General features: G+C 41.7%; 16 protein-coding genes. 15 read left to right on the top strand and 1 reads right to left on the bottom strand.

Annotated elements, in window-relative coordinates; translation table 11 throughout:
- The first annotated feature begins 179 nt into the window (after positions 1-179).
- From ACQEXR_RS02860 to ACQEXR_RS02840, 5 genes are all read left to right on the top strand, one after another.
- Positions 180-1,385, top strand: coding sequence for a tyrosine-type recombinase/integrase (locus tag ACQEXR_RS02860; RefSeq protein WP_000954584.1), 1,206 nt, complete (start codon positions 180-182; stop codon positions 1,383-1,385).
- Positions 1,386-1,532: 147 nt separating this feature from the next.
- Entirely contained in the window at positions 1,533-2,504 is a 972-nt protein-coding gene (locus ACQEXR_RS02855; protein WP_001985905.1) for an ABC-three component system protein, read from the top strand.
- On the top strand, positions 2,491-2,715 hold the full coding sequence (locus ACQEXR_RS02850) for an ABC-three component system middle component 6 (RefSeq protein WP_000926259.1): 225 nt from the start codon (positions 2,491-2,493) through the stop codon (positions 2,713-2,715). Before ACQEXR_RS02855 ends, ACQEXR_RS02850 begins: the two co-directional genes overlap by 14 nt.
- The gene (locus tag ACQEXR_RS02845; RefSeq protein ID WP_001985907.1) at positions 2,706-4,424 is read left to right on the top strand and encodes a DUF2326 domain-containing protein; all 1,719 of its coding nucleotides are present in this window, start codon (positions 2,706-2,708) and stop codon (positions 4,422-4,424) included. The genes ACQEXR_RS02850 and ACQEXR_RS02845 overlap by 10 nt, the downstream gene beginning before the upstream one ends.
- 77 nt (positions 4,425-4,501) lie before the next feature.
- The gene (locus ACQEXR_RS02840; RefSeq protein WP_001927356.1) at positions 4,502-5,533 is read left to right on the top strand and encodes an IS630 family transposase; all 1,032 of its coding nucleotides are present in this window, start codon (positions 4,502-4,504) and stop codon (positions 5,531-5,533) included.
- 82 nt (positions 5,534-5,615) lie between these two features.
- On the opposite strand, the gene ACQEXR_RS02835 is transcribed toward ACQEXR_RS02840, so the two are convergent.
- A complete protein-coding gene (locus ACQEXR_RS02835; RefSeq protein WP_000688182.1) occupies positions 5,616-6,668 on the bottom strand; it encodes a hypothetical protein in 1,053 nt (350 codons plus the stop codon).
- A gap of 85 nt (positions 6,669-6,753) precedes the next feature.
- Between ACQEXR_RS02835 and ACQEXR_RS02830 the strand changes: the two genes are divergently transcribed.
- The 10 genes from ACQEXR_RS02830 (at position 6,754) to ACQEXR_RS02785 (ending at position 16,091) form a co-directional block, all read left to right on the top strand.
- Positions 6,754-6,981 (top strand): helix-turn-helix transcriptional regulator, encoded by a 228-nt coding sequence (locus ACQEXR_RS02830; RefSeq protein WP_001069954.1) that lies wholly within the window; start codon positions 6,754-6,756, stop codon positions 6,979-6,981.
- A 12-nt stretch (positions 6,982-6,993) separates the two neighbouring features.
- On the top strand, positions 6,994-7,977 hold the full coding sequence (locus ACQEXR_RS02825; protein WP_000172712.1) for a replication protein RepA: 984 nt from the start codon (positions 6,994-6,996) through the stop codon (positions 7,975-7,977).
- Positions 7,978-8,804: 827 nt separating this feature from the next.
- Positions 8,805-9,179, top strand: a complete 375-nt coding sequence (gene traJ, locus ACQEXR_RS02820) for a conjugal transfer transcriptional regulator TraJ (RefSeq protein ID WP_001985910.1) — start codon at positions 8,805-8,807, stop codon at positions 9,177-9,179.
- Entirely contained in the window at positions 9,176-10,936 is a 1,761-nt protein-coding gene (gene traI / locus ACQEXR_RS02815; RefSeq protein WP_000560769.1) for a TraI/MobA(P) family conjugative relaxase, read from the top strand. The genes traJ and traI overlap by 4 nt, the downstream gene beginning before the upstream one ends.
- A 237-nt stretch (positions 10,937-11,173) precedes the next feature.
- Positions 11,174-11,947, top strand: coding sequence for a P-type conjugative transfer protein TrbJ (gene trbJ, locus ACQEXR_RS02810; RefSeq protein ID WP_032476924.1), 774 nt, complete (start codon positions 11,174-11,176; stop codon positions 11,945-11,947).
- 202 nt (positions 11,948-12,149) lie between these two features.
- Positions 12,150-13,427 (top strand): P-type conjugative transfer protein TrbL, encoded by a 1,278-nt coding sequence (gene trbL, locus ACQEXR_RS02805; protein ID WP_001985912.1) that lies wholly within the window; start codon positions 12,150-12,152, stop codon positions 13,425-13,427.
- A gap of 55 nt (positions 13,428-13,482) precedes the next feature.
- On the top strand, positions 13,483-13,680 hold the full coding sequence (locus ACQEXR_RS02800) for a hypothetical protein (RefSeq protein ID WP_001927369.1): 198 nt from the start codon (positions 13,483-13,485) through the stop codon (positions 13,678-13,680).
- Between the two features lie 20 nt (positions 13,681-13,700).
- Positions 13,701-13,955 carry a hypothetical protein gene (locus ACQEXR_RS02795; RefSeq protein WP_000395517.1) on the top strand — a complete coding sequence of 85 codons (255 nt, stop codon included), beginning with the start codon at positions 13,701-13,703 and terminating at the stop codon, positions 13,953-13,955.
- A gap of 190 nt (positions 13,956-14,145) precedes the next feature.
- Positions 14,146-14,661 (top strand): DUF6932 family protein, encoded by a 516-nt coding sequence (locus ACQEXR_RS02790; RefSeq protein ID WP_239834957.1) that lies wholly within the window; start codon positions 14,146-14,148, stop codon positions 14,659-14,661.
- Entirely contained in the window at positions 14,658-16,091 is a 1,434-nt protein-coding gene (locus ACQEXR_RS02785; protein ID WP_427019712.1) for a helix-turn-helix domain-containing protein, read from the top strand. The genes ACQEXR_RS02790 and ACQEXR_RS02785 overlap by 4 nt, the downstream gene beginning before the upstream one ends.
- Positions 16,092-16,298 lie beyond the last annotated feature (207 nt).

Raw genomic sequence — 16,298 nt, 5'->3', positions numbered from 1 at the left:
CGTGGTATTTTGATGGGTATGATTCATCGGTAATGCCATGGATTACGCCCGATACCATGCTGAGTGTTTTTGATGGGGCATGGTATTAAATTTTTATATCTATCTGTTTTATAAAGATTAATCTCTAGTTTTTTAGAGGTTTTTCAGCATGGTATCAAACAATAATAATAGGTCGAAACATGCTGACTGATACCAAGCTACGCAATCTCAAACCCAAAGATAAACTTTACAAAGTCAATGACCGTGATGGCCTCTATGTTGCTGTGACCACTGCGGGCTCTATTTCTTTTCGCTACAATTACTCGATCAATGGTAGGCAAGAGACAATCACCTTTGGCCGCTACGGAGTAGGAGGTATCACGTTAGCAGAAGCGCGTGAGCGTCTCAATGAAGCGAAGAGAATGGTTACTGATGGAAAGTCACCGGCCAAAGAGAAAGCCCGTGCTAAGGCGAGAACCAAAGATGCTGAAACTTTTGGTGCCTGGGCTCAGAAATGGCTGCGTGGCTATCAGATGGCTGACTCTACCCGGGATATGCGTCGCTCAGTCTATGCCCGAGAGTTAGAGGGCAAATTTGGCAATCAGAAGCTGACAGAGATCACCCATGAAGATCTGCGAGCATTGACTGACGCGATAGTAGAGCGTGGCGCGCCCGCAACGGCTGTACATACGCGTGACATTGTACTCCAGGTGTATCGATGGGCGATTGAGAGAGGGCAGAAAGTTGAGAACCCGGCAGACCTAGTGAGGCCCGCAAGTATCGCGCGATTTGAACCAAGAGACCGAACGTTAACACCGGCTGAGATCGGTTTGATGTACCGCTACATGGAAAAAGTAGGAACGACGCCGTCGATTCGTGCCGCGGTAAAGTTACTGTTGCTGACTATGGTACGCAAAAGTGAGTTAACCAATGCGACTTGGAGCGAAATAAACTTTAGTGAAGCGTTGTGGACGATTCCGAAAGAGAGGATGAAACGACGTAACCCTCACCTGGTATTTTTGTCGCGCCAGGCGATGGACATTCTGATTGCCTTGAAGACATTTGCCGGTGGGTCTGATTACATTCTTCCTTCCCGTTATGACTCAGATGCCCCAATGAGTAGTGCAACGATGAATCGAGTATTGGCATTGACGTATAAAGCTGCTCAGAAAGATGGTCAGTCCTTAAGTAAGTTTGGGCCGCATGACCTGCGTCGAACTGCGAGCACTTTGCTGCATGAGGCTGGATACAACACGGATTGGATAGAAAAATGCCTGGCGCACGAACAGAAAGGGGTAAGGGCTGTTTACAACAAAGCCGAATACCGAGAACAGCGCGCGGCCATGTTGCAGGATTGGGCAGATATGATTGATGAGTGGACAATGAAAACATATTTATCTCATTGATTTGTATGTCACTTACTCTTTGCTAAGATGAGTTACTTTGCCGTATAAATTCAAGGTGAAAACTGTTATATTGAGCACTAAGTTTTTATAACTTAACCATTTTTTAAACGCATATGTTCTTAAAACAGACTTCGGCTAGAAAAATAAATGAATAGAACAGCATATTATAACTATATTGATGAAAAAATTCATACCTTAGCTTACAGAATCGAAACCAACGGTAAGCTAAATATGTTGCATTTGCATATGCACTCAGAAAGCTTCTACTTACATCTTTTGAATTTATTATACGGTTATGAACTTGAAAACCTCAACAAGGTTTTACAGAATGTTGAAGCTATTGACTTAATTGATCATAAAAACAAAATAATTATCCAAGTGTCTTCTACTTGCACAAAAAACAAAGTCGAGTCTGCTTTAGAAAAAGAAATAATAAAAAAATACTTAAGTTATAATTTTAAGTTTATTTCAATATCAAAAGATGCGTCAAATTTAAGGAAAAATAATTTTAAAAATCCACATGGAATTTCTTTTTCACCATCACGAGATATTATTGATATACCATCAATATTGAATGAGATTTTACAAAAAGATATAGCTGGACAAATGTCTGTTTATAATTTCATTAAAGGTGAGTTAGGCAATGGTGTTGATGTTGCGAAGTTAGACTCTAATCTTGCTATTATTATAAATATTCTAGCAAAAGAAAATTGGCATGGTAATGTGGGTGAGTCTACTATCAAACAGTTTGAAATAGAAAGAAAAATATCTCACAATGAATTAGATAGCGCTAAAGATTTGATAGAAGAATATAGCCTGTTCCATGGGAGAGTTGATTCTAAATATTCTGTTTTTGATAGTCAAGGTAGTAACAAAAGTAGTTCTGTTTTGGCGACAATTAAGAGAGAGTATATTAAGTCTAAGAAAGGAGCTTCTGATTCAGATGAAATATTCTTTAATGTCATTGAAGTGCTAAAGAATAAAGTTATTGAAAGTGCTAATTACAGTGAGATTCCTATAGATGAACTTGAGTTATGTATAGATATACTAGTTGTAGACGCATTTGTTAGATGTAAAATAATGGATAACCCGGAAGGATATAGTTATGCTGCTTCCTGATAATATTCATCCAGATAATAGTGTTTATTACAACGGAGCTATTGTTCTTAAAATTCTTCAAGAATATAAAAAAGTAGAGTTATTAGAACTTTATGAAAAAGTAAGAGAAGTAAAAACTATATCATTTCCATTGTTTATATTATGTCTAGATTGGTTATATTTGATTGATGTGGCGGTTTTAAACTCGGGTGACGTTGAATTATGTTTATAAAAAAAATTATTATAGCCACTCCATCTCATATTATTCGTGAGATACCTTTCCATAAGGGGTTAAATCTTGTTGTTGATGAGAGTGATGGTCAGGTAACTGGTAATAGTGTCGGAAAAACTACCGTATTGAAGTTGATTGATTTTTGTCTTGGAGCCAAGCCAAAAATCATATATGAAGACCCTGAGAATAGAAAAGAGATCTATTCACTAGTCAAAGACTACCTAGTGGATAATAATGTATCAATATTTCTCTATTTATCAGAAAATTTAGACGATGAGAACTCAAGAACAGTTGTTATAGAAAGGAATTTTCTCGCTAGAAGTAAAATTATAAGAAAAATAGATGGGGTTAAATATACCGAGAGCGAATTTGAAGATAAACTCACGGAAATATTTTTTCCTAGCCAAGTTGGGAAAAAACCAACATTTCGTCAAATTATATCACATAATATTCGCTATAGTGATCTCAGTGTATCTAATACATTAAAAACACTCGATAATTATACTAGTGATGCAGAATATGAAACTTTATATCTGTATTTATTAGGGTGTGATTTTTCTCAGGGAAGCTCTAAACAGAAGATTCTTCAAGATATACATCAAGAAAATGTGTTTAAAAATCGGTTGGAAAAAATACAAACAAAATCAGCGTACGAAGCTGCGCTTGCTATTGTTGAGACTGAAATTGATGAGTTAGACAGAAAAAAATCCTCATTAAACATTAACGAGAATTTTGAAAGAGATCTCAATAAACTAAACAAAGTTAGATATGAAATTAACCGTGTAAGTAATGATTTGGGTAACCTTAATTTAAGGAAAGATTTAATAGAAGAAACAAAATCAGAGTTATCTTCTACTGCTTCTTATATTGATCTATCTCAATTGGAATCAATATATAATCAAGCTTCTAATAATTTAGGTAAATTAAATAAGACTTTCGGTGAGTTAGTAAGTTACCATAATAAAATGGTGAATGAACGAATTTCTTATATTACAAAAGAACTTCCAATAATAGAAAGTAAAATAAAGTCAAAAAATCATGAATTAAATGATTTTTTGAAAGTGGAAAAAGATTTAGCAGAACTGGTGTCGAAGAGTTCCTCCTTTGAGGATCTTGAAGTGCTAATATCGAAACTTAATGATAAGTATCGTGATAAAGGCGAGTTTGAAAGTATTATAAGTCAATTGATAGAGGTTGAAGAAAATATACAAAATTATGAGTCACAATTAAGTGATATAGATAATGAATTGTTTTCTGATGAATTTGAGGCAGTGGTTAAACAGCAGGTTAACAGATTTAATAAGCATTTTTCAGCCACGTCCCAGAATCTCTATGGTGAGAAGTATGCTTTAAAATATGATAAAATAATAAATAAAAAAGGTCAGAGGTTATACAAGTTCTCTGCGTTTAATACTAATTTTAGCTCAGGAAAGAAACAGGGTGAAATTTCTTGTTTTGACATTGCTTATACTCTTTTTGCAGATGAAGAAAATATACCGTGTATGCATTTTTTATTAAATGATAAAAAAGAGCTAATGCATGATAATCAACTAGTAAAAATAGCTGATTTAGTTAATAAAAATAACGTTCAATTTGTTGCGTCAATTTTGAAAGATAAATTGCCAGATTCTCTAAATAATGAAGATTATTTTGTGGTAAAACTATCTGAGAGTGATAAATTATTTAGAATTGAATATTTAGAAGATTAAGTTTTTAACTATTGATATATACCCGTGATCATTGAAGATGCTTGATTTTCGATAGAATCAGGAGCATGCTACGAACCATGAAAATTACACTGACTCCTCAACAGAAACTGCAACTCGAACAAATGCACGACATTGAACGTGATAGTCGAGTTTGCGACCGTATTAAGGCTGTTTTGCTGGCTTCTGAAGGCTGGAGTCAGACTATGATTTCACAAGCTCTTCGTATTCATGAATCGACCGTTGCTCGTCATCTCAGCGACTACGTTCTTTCTGAAAAACTTAAGCCTGAAAATGGCGGAAGCCAAAGCAAGCTTTCTGCTACTCAAACCATGCACCTAATCGAGCATTTGACTGAGAAAACCTATTCTCATACGCATCAAATTGTCACTTACGTTAAAGAGACATTTGGACTGGATTACACGGTTTCTGGTATGAATAAATGGCTTCACCACAATGGTTTTAGCTACAAGCAACCGAAAGGCGTACCACACAAGTTTGATGAAGCACAACAGCAAGCATTTATAGAGGCTTATGAAGCGTTAAAGGCAAGCTGTGGCAAGGATGAATCGATAGTCTTTATCGACGCAGTTCACCCAACACTATCAACAAAAATATCTCATGGCTGGATACGAACTGGTCAGGATAAAGTGATTGAAACAACGGGTAATCGTAGCCGATTGAACATTATTGGCGCACTGAACTTGTCGGATATTGGAGCAACCATTGTTCACAACTATGAGAGCATTAACAGTGAATCGATTGTTCGCTTTTTCTGTGAGTTAAGAAAGAGTTATCCCTTAGCTCATAAGCTTCATATCATCTTGGATGGTGCGGGATATCACCGCAGTGACTTAGTCAAAGATGCGGCGTTTGTCCTGAATATTGAACTGCATTATCTTCCACCTTACAGTCCAAACCTCAACCCAATCGAGCGGCTATGGAAAGTAATGAATGAGAAGTCGAGGAACAACGTTTACTTCAAAAGAAAACGGGACTTCAAGGCGGCAATAGACCAATTTTTTGCAGTGACTCTTCCAGAGATCGCAGGCTCTTTGACATCTCGAATTAATGATAATTTTCAGGTTCTCAAGCCAGCATCTTCAAGTTGATTCGGTATAGTTACTAAGGATAAGATTAGTCGATGATCTTATCCTAACCTTACCTTCTAAGATTCTGACAGGTTTTGGATATTCATAGTTTAAACTCATCACGTATGGTTCCCAAGGCCTTAGACACAGCCTGGTTTGACAACGGCTTACCCGTGATCTTACCCAGCGTTATACCTATCTGTTTATTAGACATGTTTTGCCTACGAAGAACCAGCATGCGCTTTTTGTTGTCGGTCAGTCGAGAATCTACCATCTTTCGGGCTAAGTTGCGTAGTTCGGGCACATTAGTTGGATCCAGTGAAGAGTCCAGCATGAAGTGGTAAAAGTACTCATCAATTAATCTATCTCCGGACTTAGCGTTATGACGGTCTGGATGCGCGATTTGGCGTCGTAATCTCAAGACTTCTTGCTCAAATTGTTCTGCAGAGCGTTTGGCTTGCTTATATAGAGAATTCCAAGAACCATCATGAAGCTTGGGGCGATGGGGTAGACAGTAATTCGTACTCAGATCCGGCCGCTTTTTTTTCCCTTCTTTTTCATCATTGTCTTCAGCATTGTCATGATCATTGTTTTCTCTCTCAATATATCCGTGTTTTGTCCATGTGCGCATGAACTGTGAAAACTCTGTAGGGTTTCCACACAAGGCACACAGTCGTGTTTTTTTATCCGCTTTTAAACTGATATCAGGCGCTAGTTTTGATCTATTAGGTTTCTTTCCTTCACAAATCATAAACAATGATTTGAGCATATCTTGAGTCGATATGAATAGTATGTCTTGCTCTGTTTGGGAGCTCTTATCAACAAAGTCGCGTAAATAAAAGTGAATTTGGTCGGCCGTATAACGAAAACCTCTCAACTTGATGAGATCACTATAGTTACACTTTTCTCTTGAGATAGGGCAATAGGACAAATACTGGTTTGGAAGGCTACTCAAGTATTCCGATACCACGGGATCAATCACCTGTTTAATCAAGTTTATGATGCTGTGGCTTTTAGACTCTTCCGAGTATGAATGCCATTTCTCCCTAAAAATACGAATGGCATTTGCCACAGACTTGTCAGAATTCTCCCATACAGGGATATAAAACTGACCCAGTCGTTCTGACGCATCTACCTCAGTTTCAAATATTTTCATATCCAACTTTTTTGTCCAATGATTAATCTAATCTACAGGCAACTCCTGGCATTATCAACCCAAGAATGTTGAAAAGGAGAGGGTTATGAATCCATCAATGACAAACAAAACACTGATTAATCGCAAGACCTTACTCAGCATGATTCCTTTGTCTGATCGAACCATCTATAACCTGGAACAGCGTGGTGAGTTTCCTCGTCGTATTGTTCTGACCAGCCGAAGTGTTGCTTGGGACTTAGCTGAAGTGGAGAACTGGATAGAAGAAAAGCGCAGGTCTGCGTTAAAAGCCGCAAGACCCGGTTTTATTTGGTAAGTCTGAGTCCACATGACGCTTAAAGATGGAACGGATGTTCAGGCTAGGGGAACCACTCGGCAAAAAAGTGCCTCGGGTGCCAGCGGTAAGCTAGAGCTAAGCACGAAATATATTAACAACATCATAGCAATCCAGGAGTGCAGTGCTCAGGAGGCTAATGAACTCGGTTTTATCGCTCGGCTTTTGATTCAGGCGACCATACCGCATAGCAAACCCAAATCGAATGAGTGGAGTCGCAAGAATGGTAATTTCACAATGCACATGATGGCCCCCTCATCGGTAGGTTTGCCTTACGGTTGCTATGCACGTTTGCTTCTGGTTTGGGTAAGTACACAAGCGGTGAGAAATAAGTCAAGACTGGACAATGGTTTTATCACTGAACAGCAAGCGCGCAAGCTTGATCTGGGACACTCTCAAAGACGTTTTATGGAAGAGTTAGGGCTGCGTTCAACTGGCGGAAAAAGTGGGACTATAGGCCCATTTCGAGAACAGATGCGGCGGTTATTTAAAACGACGATTAGTGTCAGTTTTACAGAGCTAAACGATGAAAGTGGATATATTTGTGAAGATGAAACTGGAGCCAGAGTTGCTGATATTTCCCATATTTGGTGGAGTACGAAGCAGCCTGATCAAGATTCACTATGGGAATCTTGGGTGGAACTGTCGCCTAAGTTTTTTCAACTGATTACTGATAAACCTGTCCCTCTGGATATGAGAGTGTTGCGGTTGATTAAGCGTTCTCCGATGGCCTTAGACATATATTGCTGGGCGACTTATCGGGTGAGTTACTTAAAGAGAGCAACAATTATCCCGTGGTCAGGTTTGATGGAACAATTGGGCTCTAATTACGCCAATGTAAAAAGCTTTAGACGACGGTTTAATGATGGACTTGAAAAGGTGTTGCAGGCATGGCCAGAGCTAGATGCTACTCCAACTGAAAAAGGGCTACTTTTGAAACCAAGTGCTCCACAAGTACCTCGACGGACAAAACGATAGAGTGAGCGGGGTTATGTAGCGTGATGAAACAGATTGTATTCACCATTCTTGGCGTTAATAAGCCTGGGTATTTAGAAAGTTATCCACGCATGTTCTGTCCCGCTTTAAAGGGGATATTTTGCGCATGTTCTGTCCCGGCTTACGCATGTTTTGTCCCAGAGTGCGCATGTTCTGTCCCGCGAAGTGCCAAAAAGTTTTTTAATAACAGGTAGTTGTAGAGTCCCCTATAGTACTTTCCTGTAGGTATACCTATATAGAAAATAAACCTGTAGTTGAATAAACAAGTATTGTGGATAACTTTGATAAATAAGTTGCTCAAAACTGTCAATGAAATCAATTTTTGGAAATTTATTTTATTTTAACTATGTGAAAATAAAGTAATTGTTATTTTTGTTATCTTGGTTTTTAAACATTTATTGACACTTGAGGGGCGGTAAAATACGAAGGCTTTGAATTTAGCCTAGAGCGGAAAGTCTTAGGAAAGCTGTGCTTTTCTGTGTCGTGATATTTAGTAAAGTCAATAAACATAAATCGCTGTAAGACCGCTATTTTAGCGCTATTGAATCACTATAGGTGCGCTGTCATACCGCTATAAGCATTGGACTTATCGTGTAAACATGGTTTACACGGGAATAAACAGTTAAATGCAGAGAAATGCACAAGGGCATGCATAACTTTCCGTGATAAAACCAAGGTTGAAATGCGGGCAGGATGTGTGAAGTAGGCCCTCCATGCAAGCATGGCGAAGCCTCTTCACTTATGACTTATTCGCACCTTCGGTACTCAACGTTGATCCTGCCCTGCGGGGCCTGAAAGAGGAGACAAACATGGCGAACAATACGAACAAGAGCACTAGAAAGAACAGCCCACCGATTAAGGTTTACTGTCTGCCAGAAGAACGTGCGCTAATCGAATCCATGTCAGCACAGGCAGGGCTCAGTACTTCGACCTATTTGCGTGAAGTAGGCCAAGGTTATCGCATTCAAGGAGTTACTGATGTTGAACAGGTACGCGAACTGGTAAGAGTGAATGGTGACTTAGGGCGTTTGGGTGGTTTGCTTAAGTTATGGCTTAGTAATGATGCCAAGGTGGCACATGTTGGGGCCAATACGATCTTGGCAGTGCTTAATCGTATCGAGGCGACGCAAGATCAAATGAGTTCACTTATGGAGTCTATTCTTCGCCCGAGGGCGGACCAATGATCGCCAAGCATGTACCGATGCGTTCTCAGGGGAAATCTGACTTTGCAGGCTTGGTGAATTACATCACCGATCACCAGAGCAAAGAACATCGACTTGGTAGCGTTCGTTTAAATAACTGTGAAGCGGAAACCGTGCGCGATGCGATCAGTGAGGTGTTGGCGACTCAGTTTGCGAACACCCGAGCGAAGAGTGATAAAACCTATCATCTGATAGTGAGCTTCCCAAGTGGCGAACAGTTAGAAGCAAATACCTTGGCCGCGATAGAAGAGCGCATTTGCCAAGGGTTGGGTTATGGCGAGCATCAGCGTGTCAGTGCTGTACACAACGATACGGACAATCAACATATCCATATCGCAATTAACAAGATTCACCCTACTCGCAACACAATCCATGAGCCGTACTACCCGCATAAGAAGCTAGCGGAAATGTGCGAGGCCATCGAGCAGGACTTTGGTTTGCAGCCGGATAATCATATACCGCGCAAGCGCGGGGCCGAATCACGTGCGATGGATATGGAGCGGCATTCGGGTATTGAAAGCTTAGTGGGTTGGGTGAAGCGCGAATGCATGGACGAGATTAAATCAGCCAATAGCTGGCAGGCGTTGCACCAGGTCATGCAGGACAATGGTTTGCAGTTAAGAACCAGAGGAAATGGTCTAGTGATCGTTGCCGACGGTGAAGCGATCATCAAAGCGAGCACCTTGGGACGTGAGTTTTCTAAACCCAAACTCGAAGCGCGCCTTGGTCCCTTTGAAGCGACTGCATCGGATTCTGTTAAGCCGAGCCGCCAATATACACACCGACCTGTTCGCTTGAAGGTGAATACCACCGAGCTATATGCCCGTTATCAAGCAGAGCAGAAACGTGCCGCAGCGAGTAAGTCGCAAGCCCTTGAACAGGCTCGTCGTGATAAAGATCGACAGGTTGAAAACGCCAAGAGGAAAGGGCGTGGCCGTCGCGCAGCGATTAAGTTAACCGGTAGTAATAAGCTTACTAAAAAGCTTTTGTACAAACAGGCCAGCGATGCATTGAAAAGCGATCTTGAGCGCATTCACAAGCGTTACCAAGAGCAACGGCAAACGATATATCAAAGCAATAAACGCCAAGCCTGGGCGGATTGGTTAAAGAGCCAGGCATTGCAGGGAGATAGAGAAGCCCTCAAAGCGCTACGTAGCCGAGAGGCTGCACAAAAGCTTAAAGGCAATACCCTCAAAGGAGATGCCGTTCAGGCCGAGCCCAAAGCAACGGTCGATACGATTACGAAAAAAGGCACCATTATTTATCGAGTAGGTAACAGCGCTGTGCGTGATGATGGTGAGCGTCTACAAGTGTCGACGGCTTCCAACCAAACCAGTGTCTTAGCTGCGCTAAAGGTAGCAATGGATCGTTACGGTAATCGTATTTCCGTGAATGGTTCGCCTGAGTTTAAGGCGCGAGTAATCAAGGCGGCGGTAGATGGCAATCTGTCTATCAAATTTGCCGATCAAGGACTAGAACGCCGTCGTCAGGCATTAATGGCCCAGAATAAAAGGGCCAAGCGGTCTGATAAGCCTGGCGTGTTACCGATTGGCAAAGTGCCACCTTCACGCCGTGGCTGGTTGCAGAATCTATCTCAGTTAGAGGTTTTAGCTATTCAGTCAGCCCCTGTAACTGAAAAAGCGGTGGTCATGCCAGCATTAGAGCAGCGTAAAGCCAAGCTGCAAGCTGAGCAGGCAGCTAAAAAAGCGAAACGACAACATAAGAGCCGATCACGTTGATGTGATGGCAAAGGAATCGACGGAAGCCCTAACCGCTTCGGTTGGTAATGACACCGATGTTTAACCCTATTTGACCGCGCGTTTAACGGTGTCGCGCTGGTCGGGCGCCGAGATAGTAAGTGGCGAGCTAGCTCTGTACAGGCCCACATTCACCGCTGGTAACGGCAGGAGTAGAGATCAAGTTTCTACAGGTTGGTGAATGCAACTTTTAGTCATAACAACTAAGAGTAATTAACCATGCTAAAACGAAAAATTTTAGCGGCTAAAATTCCCGTGCTCGCCATTTACTTGGCGTTAAACATTTCTAATCCCGCTCATGCTGGTATTCCGGTTGCTGATGGTACGAATCTAGTTCAGAACATCATGTCGGCAATGGAAGCTGTTACACAGACTGCTAAACAAATTCAGCAGTATCAAACCCAGTTGCAGCAGTACGAAAATATGCTGCAAAACTCGATGGCCCCGGCTTCTTATATTTGGGACCAGGCGCAGCGCACCATCAACGATCTGAACCAGGCGACCAACACGCTCGCCTATTACCAGAACCAGCTTGGCAGCCTCGATGCTTACCTAGGCAAGTTCCAGGACGTGGCCTATTACCGCAGTTCGCCTTGCTTCTCGTCAGTGGGGTGCAGTGATGCTGAACGAGCCGCAATGACCGAGAACCGGCGCCTTGCGTCTGAATCGCAGAAAAAGGCCAATGACGCGCTGTTTAGGAGTCTGGAACAGCAGCAAGATAACTTAGAAGCCGATGCCCGTCAGCTTAACCGTCTGCAATCTGGTGCTCAGAGCGCGGACGGCCAACTGGCTGCGCTTGGTTATGCCAACCAGCTTGCTAGCAACCAAGCTAACCAGCTCCTGCAAATCCGTAGCCTGCTGATTGCTCAGCAGAATGCCGTTGGCACGAGAATGCAGGCAGATGCTGACCGAGAAGCGCAATATCAAGCGTCCCGTGAAAGGTTGTTCGATATGGGTGAACCAACCGACCGTTCAGAAAACAGGGGGTTTTAATTATGAAAAATATCACACGAGTTTTTATCGTTAGTGCGTTGGTCTCTTTTGTCCTGGTAGGGTGCGGTGAAGATGACGGGCCCAAGCCTGCAACGATCAACTGTGACAACCCAAACCTAACGAAAGAGCAGAAGGAAGAAGGACATTGCTTTTGGGATATGGGCGAACCCACTGACCGCTCCAAGAACAAGGGATTCTAATCATGAGCAAGGTATTCATTCGACTTCTCATGCTCCTAGCTTTTTTATTGACTTCACAAACTGCATCAGCGGCCATTGAGCCTAATGGTGTCTTGGATGAAGTGGCCGTACGTTTCATGACGGCCAGTGCTACTTGGGGCACGGTAATTACAAACTATGCCGCCTGGCTGTTCTGGACGCTGGGCACTATATCCCTTGTTTGGACTGGCGGGACCTTAATCCTTAAACAAGCGGATATAAGGGAGTTTTTTGCCGAGTTCGTGCGCTTCATCTTGACGTTTGGTTTCTTTCTCTGGTTACTCAGAAACGGCCCAGACTTTGCCACGTCAATTATCGATTCATTGAGAACGATCGGTGCTCAAGCCGGTGGCCTTTCGAGAGACCTAACCCCGTCAGAGCCTATTAGTATTGCGTTCGACATTATTGTGAAAGCTGGTAAGTCATACAGCATCACCAGCCCGATAGATAACTTGTCTATCTTCTTAATCACGTTGGCAATTTTGGCGTGTATGGCGGTAGTGGCGGCCAATGTGTTGTTGGCCTTGGTGACGGCTTGGATATTAGTCTATGCCGGTGTTTTCGTGCTGGGGTTTGGTGGTTCGCGTTGGACTTCGGATATAGCAATCAACTACTTCAAAAGCGTATTAGGCGTTGCTTTGAAGTTGATGACAATGACGTTGCTTATTGGCATTGCCATGTCGATCATGGATGGTTTCTATGCCGATCTATCCAATGATGCTCCCATGCGTGAATTGTTGGTGATCTTTGTCGTTTCACTGGTTCTCGTGATGCTCATTCACTCGGTTCCCAATGTGGTCGCTAGCCTGGTTCCTGGAGGCGGCGCGGCGGCAGGTGCTGGCAGCATCAGTGTCGGTGCGATGGCCGGAGCGGCTGTTGCCACTGGTGGTATGGCTGCCGGTGCCGCAATGGCTACCGCCGGCGGTGCGTCTGCTATTCAGGCTGCATTTGCAAAAGCGGGTGAGAACGTAGCGAATAATACTGACGTTATGTCGAGCCTGGGCGGTGCATTTAGTGGCAGTGGCGATTCTGATGAGGCTGGCTCCTTCTCTCAAGCTTCCGGTCAATCTTCTGGCGGCGGCTTTAAAGGTAGCGCTGTAAAAGCGGGGCGTATTGCAGCGGATACCGGTGCGAATTTGATGAAGGGAATGGGTGATATGGCCGGGGATAGAATCAGCGGCACTACCGGAGGTCGTCTAGCTAGTTCGATCCGAAACAGTACGAAAGATAACGGAGATGATGACGATAAGGAGGGCGACTGACGACGCTTCCCCTGCATTTGACAACGATAGCTTAGGCGGTGGCGGCACTGGCTGGATGAATCAAACCGGCGGCTTTGATGACCTATCCAGTGAGGACCAGGAAGAAGCCCGTCAAGCACACGCAGAATGGCAAGAGCGCGATCCGGAAAAGCACACCTTCGATGTTGAGGACTACGTTTCATATGCCCAGGAACGCCAGCAGGAGCGTAACGAAGAGGTTGCCAGCTTTGTTAAAAAAGGTCGCATGGCCTAACTAAATAAGGATTACTGATTATGGAGTTTAACTTTCCACCTCAAAACCTTGCGGAGGTATTTGGTTTCTTCGCAGTGATGTTCATTGTGATGCTTGCTTTCTATTTTTTTGGACAGTGGCTACACAGCATCGGACACGGTCCGAAGTTGAAAGCCATTGCCGACAAAATGGAGGTTTTCCAAAACAGGTTGGCCGGGCGTGCTTACAAGGACATGACGAGATCGGTCGATCAAATCGACAAAATGAGACGTTGGCCATTTGGCCGACGCAAGTAGTTAGAAAGCACACGTGCCGGTGATGGTGTTCCACTTTGTACTGCTGCCCCATCATTGAGACAGTATTAAGCCCCATAGAAAGAAACCACAACTAGGCTAATGTTGTGGTGGTGTGGTTAAATAAACCTAAATTATTGATATGTGAGGTTTTATTTGTTTTTTTTGTCATCATTATAAATATGCTTTTTAATTGATTTCTATTGTAATAAATGCTATAAATTTACAAGTGACACAACAATATTGTTGGGGAGTTTCTAAAGGAATGATACCAGAATTTAATGAGTCGGGTAATTTGCCAGAAGGAGTGCATTTAGCCACGATGGAAGAATTGATCGCACGATTTGGCTACAACCCAAAGCGTGCTTGGTTAATTGATGGACTAAAGCTTCTAATTTCAGCGCTCGAAAGTGCGAACTGTAATTTGGTTTACATCGATGGAAGTTTTGTTACATCAAAGGAAATCCCTGGTGACTATGATTTGTGTTGGAGTCTACATGGTGTCGATGAGTCGAAATTAGATCGTGCACTTATTGATTTTTCTCCATCAGGTAGAAAATACATGTTGCAGAAATATCGAGGCGATATATTTCCTGCAGAATTACCAGAAGGAGGGTCGGGAAAGCTATTTGTCGATTTTTTTCAAACTGATAAAAACACCCTTGAGAAAAAAGGCATTGTGGCAATTCAGATTGGAGGTTCATCATGATTAAAAATAATAAGCAGTTAGCTTTAACCAAAAAACGTATACAAGAGTTTTCTGAAGCAATTGAAAAACTTAATAGAGAAGAGTCTAAATTTTCTCCATTGTTAGCGAAAGCTCAGATTGATGCACTAATGTGTCAGCGTGATGAATTGGTTGAGCAAGCGGAAGAATACGAACTACTGCTATCTGGTGAACTTGCTATTTTTGATGTGAATAGTATTTCTGACCTCCCTAAAGCTCTTATTATGTCTCGTATTTCAATGGGGTTAACTCAAAAAGATCTGGCTGAAAGACTAGGGATGAAAGAGCAGCAAATACAAAGGTATGAAAACACGGAGTATAGCTCCGCAAGTTTTAGTACTCTTGTTTCAATTGTAGATGCTTTAGATTTAAAAATAACAGAAGATGTCTTTTTACCTAAAGATTCTAGAGAGAAAAATATATTAATATCAAAGCTAAATGATGCTGGTTTAGATAGAAACTTTATTGAAAAGAGAATTTCACCTCGTGATTTGATGCCTTTCGAATATGGCCTTTGGGTAGAAAAAACAGTAGAAAAACTTCAATCTATATTTGGATGGAATAAGGATCTTCTATTAGGTGATAGGCCGTTAGTTTTTGGGCGTGATGGATCAATGGTTGCAAGGTTTAAAATGCCAGTAGGTGCTAACGAGCTATATACAAGTGCTTATACGCAATATGCTTATACAATTGCAAATATTGTAGCTAAGTACTGTTCTTTAGAAAAGAAAGACATACCTCAGGATGCTAATGTAGTTAGAGGTGATATTCTAGATAAATATGGCGAGTTAACATTTGAATCAGTTTTATCTTACGCTACTGATCTGGGTGTTCCTGTTATTCCTTTGAACGATTCTGGAGCTTTTCATGGCGCGACTTGGCGTATAAATGGTAGAAATGTAGTTGTACTTAAGCAAAAATCTAGACATACATCAAAATGGATGTTTGATTTACTTCATGAGCTCTACCATGCATCCCAATCACCAGAGCTAGATGAGTTTATAATTGTTGAGCTTAGTGAGACAAGTGAAGAGCGGAGAAATGATCAGGAAGAAATTGATGCTAATAATTTTGCAGCAAGTGTTCTTCTCGGTGAAAAAGCCGGTAGTTATATTGAGCAATGCTTTAAAAATGCAAATGGTAATATTGCTTGGCTGAAAAATTCAGTTATTAAAGTCGCCGAAGAAAACGATTTAGATTGTGGTGTTTTAGCATATCAAGTAGCAAATAAATTGGACCCTATATCCAAACAGACTGGAAAGAAGGTCAATTGGTGGGGAGCTGCAAATAATCTGCAAAGGAATACTTGTGAGCCAAGTAATCTATGCTTTGATCAACTTTCAATAAGTATTAATTTTGACCAAATGGAAGAGTTTGAGAGAGAATTGATTGAGCAAGTATCTGCTGATTAAATATACTTGAAATTAAGGAACATGAAAATTTTCATGATGCGGCGAGAGAGTGACTCCATAACTAGTGGTTGTATAAACTCTTTCATTAGCATTCTCGTTGGAATAGGCAAGGCTATAAATATATAACCTGGTCTTTACTTAGAAAACATGATGCCAGTCAGTATCGCTGACTGGCATTTTTTATTGGGATAATTTTTTATTAGTCTG

It is taken from the genome of Vibrio sp. TRT 2004, assembly GCF_050113735.1.
Taxonomy (GTDB): domain Bacteria; phylum Pseudomonadota; class Gammaproteobacteria; order Enterobacterales; family Vibrionaceae; genus Vibrio.
The sequence above is the reverse complement of the archived record's forward strand: the minus strand, read 5'-3'. Positions and strand labels throughout refer to the sequence as shown.

What these genes read in the sequence shown, in the direction of transcription:
- ACQEXR_RS02840 (WP_001927356.1), top strand. Translation starts at nt 4,502, where the DNA reads ATGAAAATTACACTGACTCCTCAACAGAAACTGCAACTCGAACAAATG.
- ACQEXR_RS02785 (WP_427019712.1), top strand. Translation starts at nt 14,658, where the DNA reads ATGATTAAAAATAATAAGCAGTTAGCTTTAACCAAAAAACGTATACAA.
- trbL (WP_001985912.1), top strand. Translation starts at nt 12,150, where the DNA reads ATGAGCAAGGTATTCATTCGACTTCTCATGCTCCTAGCTTTTTTATTG.
- ACQEXR_RS02830 (WP_001069954.1), top strand. Translation starts at nt 6,754, where the DNA reads ATGAATCCATCAATGACAAACAAAACACTGATTAATCGCAAGACCTTA.
- ACQEXR_RS02850 (WP_000926259.1), top strand. Translation starts at nt 2,491, where the DNA reads ATGCTGCTTCCTGATAATATTCATCCAGATAATAGTGTTTATTACAAC.
- traJ (WP_001985910.1), top strand. Translation starts at nt 8,805, where the DNA reads ATGGCGAACAATACGAACAAGAGCACTAGAAAGAACAGCCCACCGATT.
- ACQEXR_RS02795 (WP_000395517.1), top strand. Translation starts at nt 13,701, where the DNA reads ATGGAGTTTAACTTTCCACCTCAAAACCTTGCGGAGGTATTTGGTTTC.
- ACQEXR_RS02845 (WP_001985907.1), top strand. Translation starts at nt 2,706, where the DNA reads ATGTTTATAAAAAAAATTATTATAGCCACTCCATCTCATATTATTCGT.
- ACQEXR_RS02825 (WP_000172712.1), top strand. Translation starts at nt 6,994, where the DNA reads ATGACGCTTAAAGATGGAACGGATGTTCAGGCTAGGGGAACCACTCGG.
- trbJ (WP_032476924.1), top strand. Translation starts at nt 11,174, where the DNA reads ATGCTAAAACGAAAAATTTTAGCGGCTAAAATTCCCGTGCTCGCCATT.
- traI (WP_000560769.1), top strand. Translation starts at nt 9,176, where the DNA reads ATGATCGCCAAGCATGTACCGATGCGTTCTCAGGGGAAATCTGACTTT.
- ACQEXR_RS02800 (WP_001927369.1), top strand. Translation starts at nt 13,483, where the DNA reads ATGAATCAAACCGGCGGCTTTGATGACCTATCCAGTGAGGACCAGGAA.
- ACQEXR_RS02835 (WP_000688182.1), bottom strand. Translation starts at nt 6,668, where the DNA reads ATGAAAATATTTGAAACTGAGGTAGATGCGTCAGAACGACTGGGTCAG.
- ACQEXR_RS02855 (WP_001985905.1), top strand. Translation starts at nt 1,533, where the DNA reads ATGAATAGAACAGCATATTATAACTATATTGATGAAAAAATTCATACC.
- ACQEXR_RS02860 (WP_000954584.1), top strand. Translation starts at nt 180, where the DNA reads ATGCTGACTGATACCAAGCTACGCAATCTCAAACCCAAAGATAAACTT.